We start from the raw sequence: 14,812 nt of genomic DNA, 5'->3' as shown, positions 1-14,812 counted from the left end.
CCGGGGCTTTCGTGTCGCGGATCAGGGGCAGCTGCCGATGGAGCCGAGCGGCTCGAAGACCTCGTCGGTCTTCGGGTCGCCGGCCGCAGGCTGCTCGGTGGCCGGGGCGGGCTCCTCGGCCAGCACCTCCAGGGCCTGCTCGATCGAGTTGGGGTCGGCCGGTGCGGCGGTGTGCTCGACCGGGGCCGGGGTCTGCTCGGCCGCGGGGGCCGCAGGGGTGGTCTCGTCGGCCATGGGGTGGGCCGCCTTTCAACTGAGGGGTGTGATCACCCGGTCGACTCTCCCCGGGCGCGCGGCCAGTATCGTAGGCGACGCTAAATGTCTTATAAACGCCCCACCGCGCATCCGCTTGGTGGACGTTTGCGTGCTGCCTCATAAGCTGACGCACCCACACGACGGGTATCAGCGTGGGAAGCAGACGGTACATCGGCCACAGGGGAGGACATGGAGCTTCAGAGCACGCGCTCCGCCGAGGCGCTGCGCTTCCAAGTGCTCGGCCCAGTCCAGGCCTGGCGTGGCGATACGCAGCTGGCCCTCGGGTCGCCCCAGCAACAGGCGGTGCTGGTCGCACTGTTGCTCAGCGAGGGCCGACCGGTGACCACCGACGACCTGGTGGACGGCATTTGGGGCGACCGCACCCCGCCGCAGGCGGTCGCCGCCCTGCGCACCTACATCTCCCGCCTTCGATCGGTGCTGGAGCCCAACCGTGCGGTCCGCAAGCCCTCCGAGGTCCTGGTCTCGGTCAGTGACGGCTACGCGCTGCGGGTTCCGGCCGAGGCGCTGGACCTGGCCGTGTTCGAGCAGCGGGTCGGCGAGGCCGCCGGCGCCCGGGCCGACGGTGGATTCCGATCCGCCCACGACGGCTTGGTGGCGGCGCTCGACCTGTGGCGGGGGCGTCCGCTGCCCGGGGTCCCCGGGCCGTACGCGGAGTCCCAGCGCAGCCGGTTGACGGAGCGCCGGCTCGCGGTGGCCGAGGAGCGCTGCGCGATGGCGCTGGAGATCGGCCTGCACGCGGACGTGGTCTCCGAGCTGAACTCGCTGTCCGCGGCCCACCCGCTGCGGGAGCGGCTGCGCGAGCTGCTGATGCTGGCGCTGTACCGCAGCGGCCGGCAGGCCGAGTCGCTCGGTGTGTACGCGGACACCCGCAAACTGCTGATCGAGGAGCTGGGCGTGGAGCCCGGCGGCGGTCTGTCGGCGATGCACGCCCGGATCCTGGCCGGCGACCCCGAGCTGATGGCGGCCCTCGGCGCGCCGGCCAAGCCCGGCGCGGAGGACGCCGCAACCTTCGTCCCGCCCGCCCAACTCCCGGCCGACGTTTCGGACTTCAGTGGCCGCAGCAAAGTTGTCAACGAACTTCGGGACGTGCTGAGGGCGGGTTCCGGCCAAGCCGTGGTGGTGACCTCGCTGGCCGGCATCGGCGGCGTCGGCAAGACCACCCTGGCGGTGCACGTGGCGCACTCGCTGCGGCCGGACTTCCCGGACGGCCAGCTGTACGTGGACCTGCGCGGCGCCGGTGCGTCCCCGGCCGACCCGGCCGTGGTGCTCGGCGACTTCCTGCACGCGCTCGGCACGCCCGAGGCCCCCGACTCGCTGGACCAGCGCGCCGCGCTGTACCGCTCGCTGCTGGCGGACAAGCGGATGCTGATCCTGCTCGACAACGCCCGCGACGCCCAGCAGTTGAGGCCGCTCATCCCGGGCGTCTCGGGGAACGCCGTGATGGTGACCAGCCGCTCCCGGCTGGCCGAGATCCCCGGCGCGCACCTGGTGGACATCGAGGAGCTGACCCCGGACGAGGCGCTGGCGCTGTTCTCCGCGATCGTCGGCGTGGAGCGGGTGGCCGCCGAACCCGAGGCCGCGCTGCAGGTGGTCACCGCCTGCGGGTTCCTGCCGCTGGCGGTCAGGATCGCCGCGGCCCGGCTGGCCAGCCGTCCGCGCTGGAGCGTCTCCGACCTCGCCCGGCGGTTAGCGGACCAGCGCAACCGGCTCCAGGAGCTCCAGCTCGGCAACCTCGCCGTGGAGACCACCCTGGGGCTCGGTTACGCCCAGCTCCGGCCGGAGGAGGCCCGCGCGTTCCGGCTGCTCTCGGTGGTCGACTCGCCCGACCTGCCGCTGGCGGCCGTCGCGGCGCTGCTCGGCACCGCCGAACAGGAGGCCGAGGACCTCGCCGAAGCGCTGGTCGAGGCGAACATGCTGGAGTGCTTCACCCCCGGCCGGTACCGCTACCACGACCTGCTGCGCCTGTACGCGCAGCGGCAGAACGCCAAGCTGGCCGACGCGGCGGAGCAGCAGGCCGCCCTGCTGCGGCTGCTGGACCTGCTGACCGCCACCATCCAGAACGCCGCCGTGGTCATCGAACCGGACGACCGGCAGGCGGAGTTGCTGCACGTTCCGGCGGTGCCCGGCATTCCGATGCCGGACAGCGCCACCGCCCGGAACTGGCTCCGGGTGGAGGTCTCGCTCCTGCTCAGCGGCATCGAGGCGGGTGTGCGGGACTCCATGGTGCTGCTGCGGCCCGCCGTCGACCTGGTGCTGATGCTCCGTTCGCTGGTCGAGGACCCGACCCTGGTGCCCCGGGTGCGCGCCGCGCTGGCCGCCGCCCTGGCCACCGCGGAGCAGCACGTCGACACCGGGGCGCTGGCCCGCCTGCGGTACGCCGAGGGACACCTGCACCAGATGGCGGGCGGGCTGTCGGACGCGGAGACGGCGCTGCGCCGCAGCCTGGAACTGCAGCCCGCCGAGGACCCGACGCAGTTGCGCAGCTCGGTGGCCAACGAACTGGCCATCGTCCTGGTGCTGGCCGGCCGGCCGGCCGAGGCGCTGCCGTTCTACCAGGAGGCGTACTCGCTGCTGCGCCGGCTGGGCGCCCCGATCGGCGAGGCCCGGCTGCTCGCCAACATGGCGCGGGCGTACGTCGGGCTGGGCCGGCACGCGGAGGCGGTGGAGTCGGCGCGGGCGGCCGTGGCGGCGGCTCGGGTCAGCGGCAACACGCCCTGTCTGGCGGACACCCTCTACCAGTTGGGCGTGGTGCTGCGGGCGACCGGTTCGACCGCGGAGGCGGCGGACGCGCTGCGGGAGGCGCACAGCCTGTTCGAGGCGCAGCAGTACCGGTTCTGGGAGGGCTACTCGCTGGCCCGGCTGGCGGCGTGCCTGCTGGACCAGGCCCAGTTGGCCGAGGCGGCCCGGGCGGCCGAGGAGTCGCTGTCCATCGCCCAGGAGATCGATGCCGCGTACTGCCAGGGCCTGGCGAACGCGGCGCTCGGTGAGGCGCTCCTGGAGTTGGGGCAGCCCTCGCGCGGGCTGGCGTGTCTCCGGGAAGCGCTGTCGGTGTTCACGCGGCTCGGTGTGCCCGAGGCCCAGCCGGTACAGGACCTCATCGCTTCGCGGCACACCGAGCCTTCCCCTTCTTCTCCCCCTGCGCCGTAGGCTTCCGTTCCCCCCTGCGGTACCCCCCTGGTCCCCCCTGGCGGAAGCCTGGCCCCCCGGGGCGCCGGCGTCCCCGCAGCCCCCCGGCTGCGGGAACGCTTTGACGCTTCCCCGGCGCTGAGAAGACTCTGACAGGCCGCGATTGACGTTCGATAAACGCCGTCGGCAAGGCCGTTGATCCACCGTCGGTGCAGGTCGGGGGCGTGGCGCGGGTGCGCCATGCGGCGTGTGCGCAGGTGGCGCGCTACCTGGCGGGCACCGGTGTGCTTCCCCTGGCGGGCGATATTCGCCCAACGGCGCACGAGTTGGCCGGAAACGGACTCCACGGTGCGGTGATCGCGTTTATTCTCGAAGGCCAGGGTCGGGAGTGGAGTGCGGGCCGCGACAGGCAGGGCAGGACGCCCGCGGGAGAGGTGCCCAGATCATCGTGACGGACGAACAGACTGCTGTCCCCGCCGACGCCGCCCGGGTCGCCGCGGCGGGTCCGCGCCGGGCCGAACGGGCCCGCCAGGCCGCCGCGTTCGATGCGATCGGCGGCCGCTACCAGGAGGTGTTTCCGGCCAGGTCGGGCCAGCTGGACTGCGGTGCGTGGCTGCTGGCCGAGCTCCCGGCCGGCGCCCTGGTGCTGGACGTGGGCTGCGGCGCGGGCGAGCCGACCGCCCGGCAGCTCGCCGAGGGCGGGCTGCGGGTGATCGGCGTGGACCTCTCCGAGGGCATGCTGGCGCAGGCCGCGATCGCCGCCCCCGCCGCTGCGCTGCACCGGCTGGACGTGCTCGACCTGGCCTCCCCGGCCGCCGAGGAGCAGTGGGGCGTACCGGAGCTGGGCCCGGCCGGGGCCGGCTCGCTGGACGGCGCGGCGGCGTTCTTCTCGCTGCTGATGCTGCCCCGCCCCGAGATCGCCGAGGTGCTCGGCCGGATCCGCGAACTGCTGCGCCCGGGCGGCCTGCTGGCGCTCGGCATGGTGGAGGCGGACCTGGACGACGCGCCGCTGCCGTTCCTGGGGCAGGAGATCCGGGTCAGCGGGTACCTGCGCGAGGAGCTGACGGCGCTGCTGGAGCGCTCCGGCTTCGCCGTGGAGGCGGTGGACAGCCAGTCGTACGCCCCGGCCGGGTCGGCGCAGCCGCCGGAGACCCAGCTGTACCTGCGCTGCCGGCGCACCGGCTGACGCCACGTCAGCACCCGCCCCCGACGACCCGGCACCTGCACAGATCGGCCAGCCCGTGCGCGACCACCTGGAGCCCCTGGCGGGACAGCCTCCCGCCGTCCCCGTCCAGCGGCACCCACCGGCCGGTGAGGTGCACCCCGGCGTCCCGGCCCGGCTGGCCGAGCGGTTGGCGTACCTGGACTGCGCGGCCCGGCGGATCAACAGCTCGCTGGACCTGACGGCGACGCTGCGCAACCTGGGCCGGGTGCTGGTCCCGACGGTGGCGGACGCCCTGGTGGTGCTGGTCCGCGACCCGCTGCCGGACGTCGAGCGCGACCCGGGCCCGCCGCTGGCGCTGCGGGTGCTGCACACCTCCGGGACGAGGCTGGGCCGCAACTCCGGGGTGCGGCCGGTGGAGCCGGGCGGCCTGCTGGAGCGGGCCCTGCTGCGCCGCTCCCCCGACGGTCCGACGGTGCTGGACGCCCGGCGCGGCGGGCTGGCCGCGGAGCTGCTGGGCGCCCGCGCGGTGGGCCGGCTGCCCGCCGGGACGGCCCTGCTGGCGCTGCCGCTGCACGGCCGGCAGATCTCGCTCGGCATGCTGCTGCTGATCCGCCGCCCGCTCGCCGGCGGCGCCGGGGCGGGCTTCGACCCGGCGGACACCGCCACCGCCTCCCACCTGGCCACGCACGCCGGCCTCGCGATGGACACCGCGCTGCGCTACACCCGCGAGTGGGAGATCGCCGACGAGCTGCAGCGCTCGATGCTGCCCGCGCACCTGCCGCAGCCGCACGGCGTCCGCCTGGCGCACCGCTACCTGCCGGGGGAGCGCGGCGCGCAGGTCGGCGGCGACTGGTACGACTCGATCCCGCTGCCCGGCAACCGGGTGGCGCTGATCACCGGCGACGTGATGGGCCACTCGCTGACCTCGGCGGCCGTGATGGGCCAGCTGCGCACCTCCGCGCAGACCCTGGCGGGCCTCGACCTGCCGCCGCACGAGGTGCTGTACCACCTCGACGAGCAGGCCCAACGCCTGGGCCGCGAGCACCACTTGGCGACCTGCGTGTACGCGGTGTACGACCCGATCGCGGGCCGGGTGGTGATCGCCAACGCCGGGCACGTGCCGCCGGTGCTGGTCGGCCCGGACGGCTCCAGCCGCCTGCTCGACCTGCCGCCGGGCGCGCCGATCGGCGTCGGCGGGGTGGACTTCTCCTCGGTGGAGCTGCCCGCGCCGCCCGGCTCGGCGATGCTGCTGTTCACCGACGGCCTGGTGGAGACCCGCCGCCGCCCGCTGGGCACCGGCCTGGAGCTGCTCCGGGCCCGGCTGGAGGGCGCGCACCGGCTGGGCCCGGACCAGCTCTGCCAGGAGGCGCTGCGTATCCTGCCGCCCGGCGACCGGGCCGACGACATCGCGCTGCTGGCCGCCGCCTTCGACGGCATCCCGGCCGAGGACGTCGCCTACTGGTACCTGCAGCCCAAGCACGAGACGCCCGGCCGGGCCCGCCGGCTGGCCGGGCACACGCTGCGCCACTGGGGCCTCGAACACCTGGTGGACAACTGCGAGTTGATGGTCAGCGAGCTGGTCACCAACGCGATCCGGCACGCCACCCGGCCGGTGACGCTGCGCCTGGTGCGCACCTCGCTGCTGCGCTGCGAGGTCGGCGACGACTCGCCGGCCCTGCCGCGCACCCGCCGGGCCGGGCCGGACGAGGAGCGCGGCCGGGGCCTGCAGATAGTCGCCCGGTGCGCGGACCGCTGGGGCGCGACCCGGCTGGGCGCGGGCAAGGTGGTCTGGTTCGAGCAGCGGCTCGGCCCGGAGCCGGTCAGCCGCTGAACCTCCGGTCGGCGAGGGCCAGTTGGTCCAGGGCGTCGAGCACCTCCGGGCCGAGCACGGCCAGTGCCACCGGGCGGCTGCGGCGCAGCCCGAGCACCGTCCGCAGCACGTCGGCGTGGTGGATCTCGCGCAGCGCCTCGGCGTACTCCTCCGCCTCGCCGGCCCCGGCGGCCTGCCAGGTCAGCACCAGCGCCTTGACCACCGCGAACATCATCCGCCGGCCGCGCACCAGTTCGGGCCGCTCGTTCAGTCCGAACACCTCGATGGTGGCCTCGCCCTTGACGGTCAGCGGGTCGTACGCGCCGGAGTCCAGGTAGAGCCGCAGGTGCTCGGCCGGGTCCTCCCGGCACGGGTCGACCAGCAGGCCGTCACCGGTCGCCGGGTCGCGCGGGAAGCGGTCGCGCTTGCGGTTGCTGTTGCAGTGCGCGCACGCCAGCAGGTGGTTCTGCCAGTCGAAGGTCCGCAACGGGGCGTGCGCGATCGGCTCGAAGTGGTCGATGTCGGTGCCCAGGTTGTCCCCGCAGTACATGCAGCGCTCCAGCCCGGGGGCCATCTGACGAAGCATCAACCGCAGTTGGGCCTTCGGACGGGCCGCCTTGCGCCAGGCGGCCCGCCCCGAGGCGGTGTTCGGGCCGGCCGCACGTATCCCGGCCGTGGCGCGGTCGAGTTCGGCCGCCAACCTCGCCTGCAGGGGCGGCCGCTGGAGCGGGATCACCGGTCCCGGCCGAGCAGGCGCGCGGTGACCTCGTCGACCCGGGCGGTCAGCGAGCTGTTCAGCTTGGCCCCCAACTCCCGGTACTCGGCGAGTTCTTCGTCGGTGGCCTGCCCCGCGTACATCTTCCGCTCCAGCCGCACCAGCATCCGCCGCTCGGCCTCGGCGGCCGGCGAGTACACGCTCGGCAGGCCGAACAGCTCCGACAGCACCGTGTCGTCGCCGCTGCCGTACAGCACCCGCTGCCGCAGCTCCTCGTCCAGCCGGTACGGCGCCGACTCCTCCGCCGGGTCCGGCAGGTGGATCAGCGCGCCCGGGTCGGCGGCCTGGCACACGTACGGGCTGTGGGTGGCCACGATGAACTGGGCGTCCGGGAAGCAGCCGGTCAGCCACGCCCCGATCCGCTGCTGCCAGCCCGGGTGCAGGTGCCGGTCCACGTCGTCCAGCAGCACCGGACCGGGCCGGCGGGTCGCCGCGAGCTGGCTGACCAGCCGGGCCAACCCCGCGATGCCCGCGCCGAGTTCGTCGAGCGGGACCTCCAGGCCGCCGCGCGCCACCGACTGCCGCACCGGGTCGCTCACCCGCCAGCCGTTCGGCAGCACCTGCGCCAGCAGCTCCGCGTCCAGCGGCACGCCCCGCCCCAGGCCGCGCTCCACGTACCTGGCGCGCGGCTCGCCCTGCGGCGCACCCACCCGCCAGCGCGGCGCCGGCGCGGCCTCCACCCAGCCCTGCTCCCCCCACACCTCGGCCGGCCCGCCCGGCACCGCCCCCAGCGCCATCCCCAACGCCCGCAGCAGCGTGCTCTTCCCACTGCCGTTCGGCCCCGCCAGCACCGTCCACCCCGGCTCCGGCGGAATCGCCACGTCCACCTCCCGCGCGCCGTCGAAGCACTTCACCCCGGACACCCTGATCCGCGACACGTACACCGGCCACCCCCTTGGCTCGAAACCCACCACGGCGTATATGCCCGCTCCTGACAGCGTGTCACCCGCCGCCGGGGCCCGCGGTGCGATCCCGCCGGGCCGGTCGTCAGGCGGTGAGCCGTACCGGCAGTCCGCTCAGGCCCTCGCGCAGCGCGGTCGCGAAGCGCTGGTACTCCGGGGTGCGGGCGGAGCCGGGCCGGTGGGCCAGGCCGATGCGGCGGCCGGGCGCCGGGTGGGCGAAGCGGACGGCGGCGAGCCGGTCGGTGCGCCCGGCCTCGACGTCGAGCGCGGTGGCGGGCAGCAGGGTGACGCCGAGCCCGCCGGCGACCAGCTGGACCAGGGTGGAGAGCCCGGCGGCCCGGGTGCTGCCTCCGGAGGAGTCCGCGCCGACCTCCCGGCAGATGTCGAGGGCCTGGTCGCGCAGGCAGTGCCCTTCCTCCAGCAGCAGCACGTCCAGGTCGAGCAGCGCGTCGCGGGCCACGTCGATCCGTCCGGCGAGCTCGTGCTCGGGCGGCACGATCAGCACGAAGTCCTCGTCGAACAGCGGGATTTCGGCCACCGGCAGGCCCCCGCCCGCGGGCAGCGCGAGCAGCAGCAGGTCGAGTCGGCCGCCGGCCAGGCCGTCCAGCAGCGAGGGGGTGCGCTCCTCGTGGACGTGCAGCTCCAGGTCGGGGTAGGAGTCGCGGACCAGCCTGAGCACCGTGGGCAGCAGGTAGGGTGCGACGGTCGGGATGACGCCGAGGTGCAGCGCCCCGGTGAACGGCCGGCGGGCCGCCTCGACCTCCTCGGTGAGGGCGTGCAGCGCGGACAGCACCCGCCGGGAGTGCTCGGCGACCCGCTCGCCGAGCGGGGTGATCACCACCCGGCGGGTGGTCCGCTCGACGAGTTGCGCGCCGAGCGCCTCCTCCAGGGCGGCGACCGCGCCGGACAGCGCGGGCTGGCTGGTGCCGATCGCGGACGCCGCCTCCCGGAAGTGCCGGTGCTCGGCGACGGCGGCGAAGGCCCGCAGCTGGGAGACGGTGGGCGTGCGGGGCGTGCTGCTCTTCACGGTGGTGCTTCCTTGCGGTCGGTGCTCCGTCCAGTGTGCCGCACTGATCGGACTTGCCTATCGAGGTGTGAACGAGAACCGATTTCACTGATCAATAAGCCTGTGCCAGGCTGGGAGGCGTCCGCAATCCGGACAACCCTCGTCCCAAACCCTGGAGAAGCGACGTGCTGACGATCGGCGACAAGTTCCCCGAGTTCGAACTCAACGCCTGCGTGGACCTCGACGCTGCGAACGCCTTCGCCGAGATCGACCACAAGACCTACGAGGGCAAGTGGAAGGTCGTGTTCTTCTGGCCGATGGACTTCACCTTCGTCTGCCCGACCGAGATCGCCGCCTTCGGCAAGCTGAACGACGAGTTCGCCGACCGCGACGCCCAGATCCTCGGCGTCTCCGGCGACTCCGAGTACGTCCACCACGCCTGGCGCAAGGACCACAAGGACCTGCGCGACCTGCCCTTCCCGATGCTCGCCGACATCAAGCACGACCTGATGCGGGCCTGCGGCGTCGAGGGCGCGGACGGCACCGCCCAGCGTGCGGTGTTCATCGTCGACCCGAACAACGAGATCCAGTTCGTCATGGTGACCGCCGGCTCGGTCGGCCGTAACCCCAAGGAGGTCCTGCGGGTCCTCGACGCCCTGCAGACCGACGAGCTGTGCCCCTGCAACTGGACCAAGGGCGAGGACACCCTCGACGCCCAGGCCCTGCTGGCGGGCTGACCCGATGGCCCTCGACGAACTCAAGGCCGCGCTGCCGGACTACGCCAAGGACCTCAAGCTCAACCTCGGCTCGGTGATCGGCAACTCCGACCTCCCCGAGCAGCAGCTCTGGGGCGCCGTCCTCGCCTGCGCGATGGCCACCCGCTCCCCGGTCGTGCTGCGCGAGCTGGAGCCCGAGGCCAAGGCCAACCTGAAGCCCGAGGCCTACCAGGCCGCCAAGGGCGCGGCCGCGATCATGGCGATGAACAACGTCTACTACCGGACGCTGCACCTGCTCTCCGACAAGGAGTACGGGACCATGCGGGCCGGTCTGCGGATGAACATCATCGGCAACCCGGGCGTCGACAAGGTCGACTTCGAGCTGTGGTGCTTCGCCGTCTCGGCGATCAACGGCTGCGGCCAGTGCCTGGACTCGCACGAGGGCGTCCTGCGCAAGGCGGGCGTCGACCGCGAGGTGATCCAGGCCGCCGTCAAGATCGCTGCCACGGTGCAGGCGGTCGCCGCGGTGCTCGACGCCGAAGCGGTGCTGCCGCAGTAGCCCGACGCGCGGAAAGGTCCGTCCCGGGAGGTGACTCCCTCCCGGGACGGACCTTTCTTCGTGCGCGGGGCGGGTCGCCCGGGCTCACTGCTTGCGGGCGGCTTCGATGGCCTGGAAGACCTCCTGGCCGGCCGCGTTGCGGCGGCGCAGGTGGCCGGTGACGGTGTTGGTGACCGCGATCAGCGGGACGGCGACGATCGCGCCGGCGATGCCGCCGATGATGGAGCCGGCGGCGACGCCGAGGACGACGGCCAGCGGGTGGACGCGGACGGCCCGGCCGAGGATGAGGGGCTGCAGGATGTGGCCCTCGAGCTGCTGGACGGCGATCAGGACCACCAGCACCATCAGGGCCTTGAACGGGCTGACGGTGACCAGGGCGATCAGGACGGCGATGGTGCCGGTGACGAGGGCGCCGACCAGCGGCACGAACGCGCCGAGGAAGATGATCACCGCGAGCGGCATCGCCATCGGGACGCCGAGCAGCTCGATGCCGATGCCGATGCACAGCGCGTCGATGAAGGCGACGGCGACGGTGCCGCGAACGTAGGCGGTGAGGGTGGCCCAGGCCTTGGGGCCGGCGCCGGCCATCGCGTAGCGGGAGTGCCGGGGCAGGCCGCGCAGCACCCAGGACCAGATCCGGGCGCCGTCGTACAGCAGGAAGAACGTGGTGAACGCGGTGAGCACCACGCCGGTGAGCACCTCGACGGCGATGGTGACGCCGGTGAAGCCGAGCGAGGTGATCTCGTTCGAGTTCTTGCCGATGGCGGTGGTGATCTGGTTGGTGAAGTCGTTGATCTGTTCCTGTGTCAGGTGGAAGGGCCCGGTGACCAGCCAGTCGCGCAGCTGCCGGACACCGTCCTGGACCTTGCCGGTGACCCGGTCGAGGTTGGTCGACACCTGCCAGAACACGAACCAGCCGACCAGCACGATGCCGGCCAGGCCGGAGAGGAAGGTACCGGCGGCGGCCAGCGAGCGGGGGACGCCGTGCCGGCGCAGCCAGGAGACGGTGGGCTCCAGCAGGGCGGAGATCAGCAGCGCGGCGACGGCGGCGAAGGCGACCAGCCGGAGGGTGTCGATGACCCGGAACAGGACGTAGAGGGCGACGCCGAGCAGCAGCAGCCGCCAGGTGGACTCGGCGGCGACCCGCAGCACCCAGGGCACCGCGTCGACCGGGTTGGTGGGCCGGCCGAGCGGGGCGGCGCCCGGCGGGTGCTCGGCGTGCTCGGGCTCGGCCTCGGGCGCCCGGGGGGCGGGGACGGTCTCGGTGTCCGCGGTCCGCACGGCCGCTCCTTCGGATGCTGCGACGGCGGTGGCGGGGGCCGGGGCCTGCGCCGGTCCGCCGCTGTACTCGGCGAGTTGACGGGCCGTCTGCTCGGCGGTGCGCCGGGCGGCGCGCTCGGCGGCGAGTTCGACGGCCTGTTCGGTGGCGAGGACGTGGGCCTCCGCCGAGATGGCCGCGCGGCGGCGGCGCTCGGCGGCCGCGAACAGGCCGGCCGCGACGGCTCCCACTTTGGCGAGGCCGCGCCAGCGGCCGCCGCTCGTCTCTTCCGTCACTGCCCGGTCTCCCCCGCGTCGGTCCCTGCGGGCCGCGGGTCGCGCGGCCGTCGCTGAGGAACGCTACCTGCCGGTGCGGGGCGCGGTCGCGCGGGTATCACGGGCGACTACCAGGAGAATACGGCCAAATCATCATCAAGCCGGGTGTTTCGCCGCGCCCGGAGGGGGAAGGGGCCAGTCAGAACCGGACCTTCCGTAGGCGGACCGGCCGGGGCAGGAGAAACCAGGACCCGCTCCGTCCCGTCGCGTCCGCAACCGGACCGTCGCCGCCCGCGGCGCACTGGTCAGCGCCGCCCGGGCGGGGCGGCCCGTGCCGTGGCCGCTGTCTCGCGGCAGCACGAAGGGCCCCCTCCTCGACGAACGAGGAGGGGGCCCTTCGGCACGCTTGCCGGCTCAGTACCAGTGGTGGGACTGCCAGAACGACCAGGCGCCGCAGGGGCTGCCGTAGCGGCTGTTCATGTAGTTCAGGCCCCACTTGATCTGGGTGGCGGGGTTGGTGCGCCAGTCCGCGCCGGCCGTGGCCATCTTGGAGCCCGGCAGCGCCTGGACCAGGCCGTAGGCACCGGAGGAGGCGTTGGTGGCGGTGTAGTCCCAGCCGCTCTCGCGCTTGACGATCTCGCTGAAGCACTGGAACTGGTTGGCGTCGCCGACGATCTGCAGCGCCATGTCCTGGACCGAACCGGGGCTGATCGTGGCGAGCACGCTGCGGGCGGCGGCGCGGTTGGCCTCTTCCTTCGCCCGCTTCTCCTCGGCGGCCTTGGCCGCCTTGTCCGCGTCGGCCTTGGCCTGCGCGTCGGCCGCGGCCTTCTGCCGGGCAGCCTCCTCGGCCGCCTTCTTGGCAGCGGCGTCGGCGGAGACCTGCTGGGCGTCGGCCTGGCGGCTGATGCCGTCGCTGACGTTCTGGGCCTGGAGGCCGGTGGGCGCGTCGGCGAGCAGGGTGGCGCTCGCGACGTCGACCGTCTGGACGGTCTTGCCCTCACTGCCAGAGGCCGCACCTACCACTGCACCGACGGCGGTCACCGCGGTGGCGGAGGCGACAGCGACTCCCCGGACCGAGATCCGAGTCACATGGTGTCCTTCCAGCGTCGCCCGGCGCGTGACCGTACGGGCGAATATCTGCCCCTGGTCACTGGCCTCCGTCGAGCACTGGTCACGGGAGGCACGGACTCGGCCGTCCCCCCGGGCGGGCCCGGAGCGGCGGTTGGATCGAGCGGCGTACGGCCTTGCGTTGTTCAGTTTTCCGCCCGCCGACCGGAGTCGCCGGGCGAGTTGTGCCGTACGCGGGGCCTGACAGAACCCTCACCATGCCGCACGCGGGCGTGTCTACGCAATTCCCTGTGCCGTGGCGGATCTCACAAACTTTTCGACCTGCGCGTTTGGTGGACGAACGGCCGAAGGGGCGTCAGTTCGACTGACAGCAAAGGGGCCTGACGCTATGCGTCAGGCCCCTTTGCCCCGGTGTGTCCCGTTATGCCTAGGGCTGGATGTCCTCCAGCATCTCGGTCACCAGGGCCGCGATCGGCGAGCGCTCCGACCGCGTGAGCGTGATGTGGGCGAACAGCGGATGCCCCTTCAGCTTCTCCACCACCGCGACCACGCCGTCGTACCGGCCGACCCGCAGGTTGTCCCGCTGGGCGACGTCGTGGGTGAGCACCACGCGGGAGTTCTGGCCGATCCGGGAGAGCACCGTGAGCAGCACGTTGCGCTCCAGCGACTGCGCCTCGTCCACGATCACGAAGGCGTCGTGCAGCGAGCGCCCGCGGATGTGGGTGAGTGGCAGGACCTCCAGCATGCCGCGGGAGATGACCTCCTCGATCACGTCCGGGGTGGTGACGGCGGAGAGGGTGTCGAAGACCGCCTGCGCCCAGGGGCCCATCTTCTCGGCCTCGCTGCCGGGCAGGTAGCCGAGCTCCTGGCCGCCGACGGCGTACAGCGGGCGGAAGACCATCACCTTGCGGTGCTGGCGGCGCTCCAGGACGGCTTCCAGGCCGGCGCACAGGGCGAGCGCGGACTTGCCGGTGCCGGCCCGGCCGCCCATCGAGATGATGCCGATCTCGGGGTCGAGCAACAGGTCGAGGGCGACCCGCTGTTCGGCGCTGCGGCCGCGCAGGCCGAACGCCTCGCGGTCGCCGCGGACCAGCTTCACCCGGCCGTCGGGGGCGACCCGGCCGAGCGCGCGGCCGCGCTCGGAGTGCAGCACCAGGCCGGTGTGGACCGGGAGTTGGTCGGCTCCGTCGAGGTCGAGGGCGTGGTCCTGGCCGGCGAAGAGCTCGTCGACCTGGTCGGCGGGGACGTGCAGTTCGGTCATGCCCGTCCAGCCGGAGGTGATCGCCAGCTCGGCCCGGTACTCCTCGGCCAGCAGGCCGACGGAGCTCGCCTTGATCCGCAGCGGCAGGTCCTTGGAGACCACGGTGACGTCGTAGCCCTCGGCTTGCAGGTTGCGGGCGACCGCGAGGATCCGGGTGTCCGCCTCGCCGCCGCCGACCCGGTAGCCGGCCGGCAGGATCGAGGTGTCGGAGTGGTTCAGCTCGACCCGGATGGTGCCGCCGAGTTCACCGACCGGGATCGGCTCGTCCAGCCGTCCGTAGCGGACCCGGTAGTCGTCCAGCAGGCGCAGCGCCTGGCGGGCGAAGTAACCGAGCTCCGGGTGGTGTCGCTTGGCCTCCAACTCGGTCACCACGACCACCGGGAGGACCACTTCGTGCTCCTCGAACCGGGTCATGGCAAGGGGGTCGGCCAGGAGCACGCTGGTGTCGAGGACGTACGTGCGCCGGTCAGGTGTCCGGCGGCTCTTGGAACTGACCACTAGCCCTCCAGAGCGGGTGACCCGACGTCACCCGCGGCCCACCGGTCCCCGCGGCCCCGCTGGCCGGGGGGACGGTCTGAAGGGTGTATTCCCAGGCGAGGGGGCTCGCATTCGCGC

The 14,812-nt window shown here is 73.5% G+C and carries 12 protein-coding genes; 5 read left to right on the top strand and 7 right to left on the bottom strand.

The window, feature by feature from the left end:
• Positions 1-21: 21 nt before the first annotated feature.
• The gene (locus BX266_RS21340; RefSeq protein ID WP_099902151.1) at positions 22-234 is read right to left on the bottom strand and encodes a hypothetical protein; all 213 of its coding nucleotides are present in this window, start codon (positions 232-234) and stop codon (positions 22-24) included.
• A gap of 210 nt (positions 235-444) precedes the next feature.
• On the opposite strand from BX266_RS21340, the gene BX266_RS21335 reads away from it, so the two are divergent.
• From BX266_RS21335 to BX266_RS21325, 3 genes are all read left to right on the top strand, one after another.
• A complete protein-coding gene (locus tag BX266_RS21335) occupies positions 445-3,423 on the top strand; it encodes a BTAD domain-containing putative transcriptional regulator (protein WP_099902149.1) in 2,979 nt (992 codons plus the stop codon).
• A 427-nt stretch (positions 3,424-3,850) separates the two neighbouring features.
• Positions 3,851-4,588: a class I SAM-dependent methyltransferase gene (locus BX266_RS21330; RefSeq protein WP_099902146.1), complete on the top strand. Its 738-nt coding sequence runs from the start codon at positions 3,851-3,853 to the stop codon at positions 4,586-4,588.
• 55 nt (positions 4,589-4,643) lie between these two features.
• On the top strand, positions 4,644-6,398 hold the full coding sequence (locus BX266_RS21325) for an ATP-binding SpoIIE family protein phosphatase (RefSeq protein WP_099902144.1): 1,755 nt from the start codon (positions 4,644-4,646) through the stop codon (positions 6,396-6,398).
• On the opposite strand, the gene BX266_RS21320 is transcribed toward BX266_RS21325, so the two are convergent.
• The 3 genes from BX266_RS21320 to BX266_RS21310 all read right to left on the bottom strand — a co-directional run bounded on the left by BX266_RS21320 (position 6,388) and on the right by BX266_RS21310 (position 9,081).
• Positions 6,388-7,113 (bottom strand): HNH endonuclease, encoded by a 726-nt coding sequence (locus BX266_RS21320; protein WP_259464788.1) that lies wholly within the window; start codon positions 7,111-7,113, stop codon positions 6,388-6,390. The genes BX266_RS21325 and BX266_RS21320 overlap by 11 nt on opposite strands.
• Positions 7,110-8,030 (bottom strand): AAA family ATPase, encoded by a 921-nt coding sequence (locus tag BX266_RS21315; protein ID WP_259464787.1) that lies wholly within the window; start codon positions 8,028-8,030, stop codon positions 7,110-7,112. Before BX266_RS21315 ends, BX266_RS21320 begins: the two co-directional genes overlap by 4 nt.
• Before the next feature lie 109 nt (positions 8,031-8,139).
• A complete protein-coding gene (locus tag BX266_RS21310; RefSeq protein ID WP_099902142.1) occupies positions 8,140-9,081 on the bottom strand; it encodes a LysR substrate-binding domain-containing protein in 942 nt (313 codons plus the stop codon).
• A 164-nt stretch (positions 9,082-9,245) separates the two neighbouring features.
• Between BX266_RS21310 and BX266_RS21305 the strand changes: the two genes are divergently transcribed.
• Positions 9,246-9,797: a peroxiredoxin gene (locus BX266_RS21305; protein WP_099902140.1), complete on the top strand. Its 552-nt coding sequence runs from the start codon at positions 9,246-9,248 to the stop codon at positions 9,795-9,797.
• 4 nt (positions 9,798-9,801) lie between these two features.
• A complete protein-coding gene (locus BX266_RS21300) occupies positions 9,802-10,335 on the top strand; it encodes an alkyl hydroperoxide reductase (RefSeq protein WP_099902138.1) in 534 nt (177 codons plus the stop codon).
• A gap of 84 nt (positions 10,336-10,419) precedes the next feature.
• On the opposite strand, the gene BX266_RS21295 is transcribed toward BX266_RS21300, so the two are convergent.
• The 3 genes from BX266_RS21295 to BX266_RS21285 all read right to left on the bottom strand — a co-directional run bounded on the left by BX266_RS21295 (position 10,420) and on the right by BX266_RS21285 (position 14,695).
• Positions 10,420-11,889, bottom strand: a complete 1,470-nt coding sequence (locus BX266_RS21295) for an AI-2E family transporter (RefSeq protein ID WP_099902136.1) — start codon at positions 11,887-11,889, stop codon at positions 10,420-10,422.
• Between the two features lie 393 nt (positions 11,890-12,282).
• Entirely contained in the window at positions 12,283-12,957 is a 675-nt protein-coding gene (locus tag BX266_RS21290) for a transglycosylase SLT domain-containing protein (protein WP_099902134.1), read from the bottom strand.
• A 406-nt stretch (positions 12,958-13,363) separates the two neighbouring features.
• The gene (locus BX266_RS21285; protein ID WP_099902132.1) at positions 13,364-14,695 is read right to left on the bottom strand and encodes a PhoH family protein; all 1,332 of its coding nucleotides are present in this window, start codon (positions 14,693-14,695) and stop codon (positions 13,364-13,366) included.
• Positions 14,696-14,812: the final 117 nt, after the last annotated feature.

The sequence above is a fragment of the Streptomyces sp. TLI_171 genome, from assembly GCF_003610255.1.
GTDB lineage: Bacteria > Actinomycetota > Actinomycetes > Streptomycetales > Streptomycetaceae > Kitasatospora.
The sequence above is the reverse complement of the archived record's forward strand: the minus strand, read 5'-3'. Positions and strand labels throughout refer to the sequence as shown.

Coding starts and splice junctions, on each gene's coding strand:
- BX266_RS21340 (WP_099902151.1), bottom strand. CDS start 234: ATGGCCGACGAGACCACCCCTGCGGCCCCCGCGGCCGAGCAGACCCCG.
- BX266_RS21335 (WP_099902149.1), top strand. CDS start 445: ATGGAGCTTCAGAGCACGCGCTCCGCCGAGGCGCTGCGCTTCCAAGTG.
- BX266_RS21300 (WP_099902138.1), top strand. CDS start 9,802: ATGGCCCTCGACGAACTCAAGGCCGCGCTGCCGGACTACGCCAAGGAC.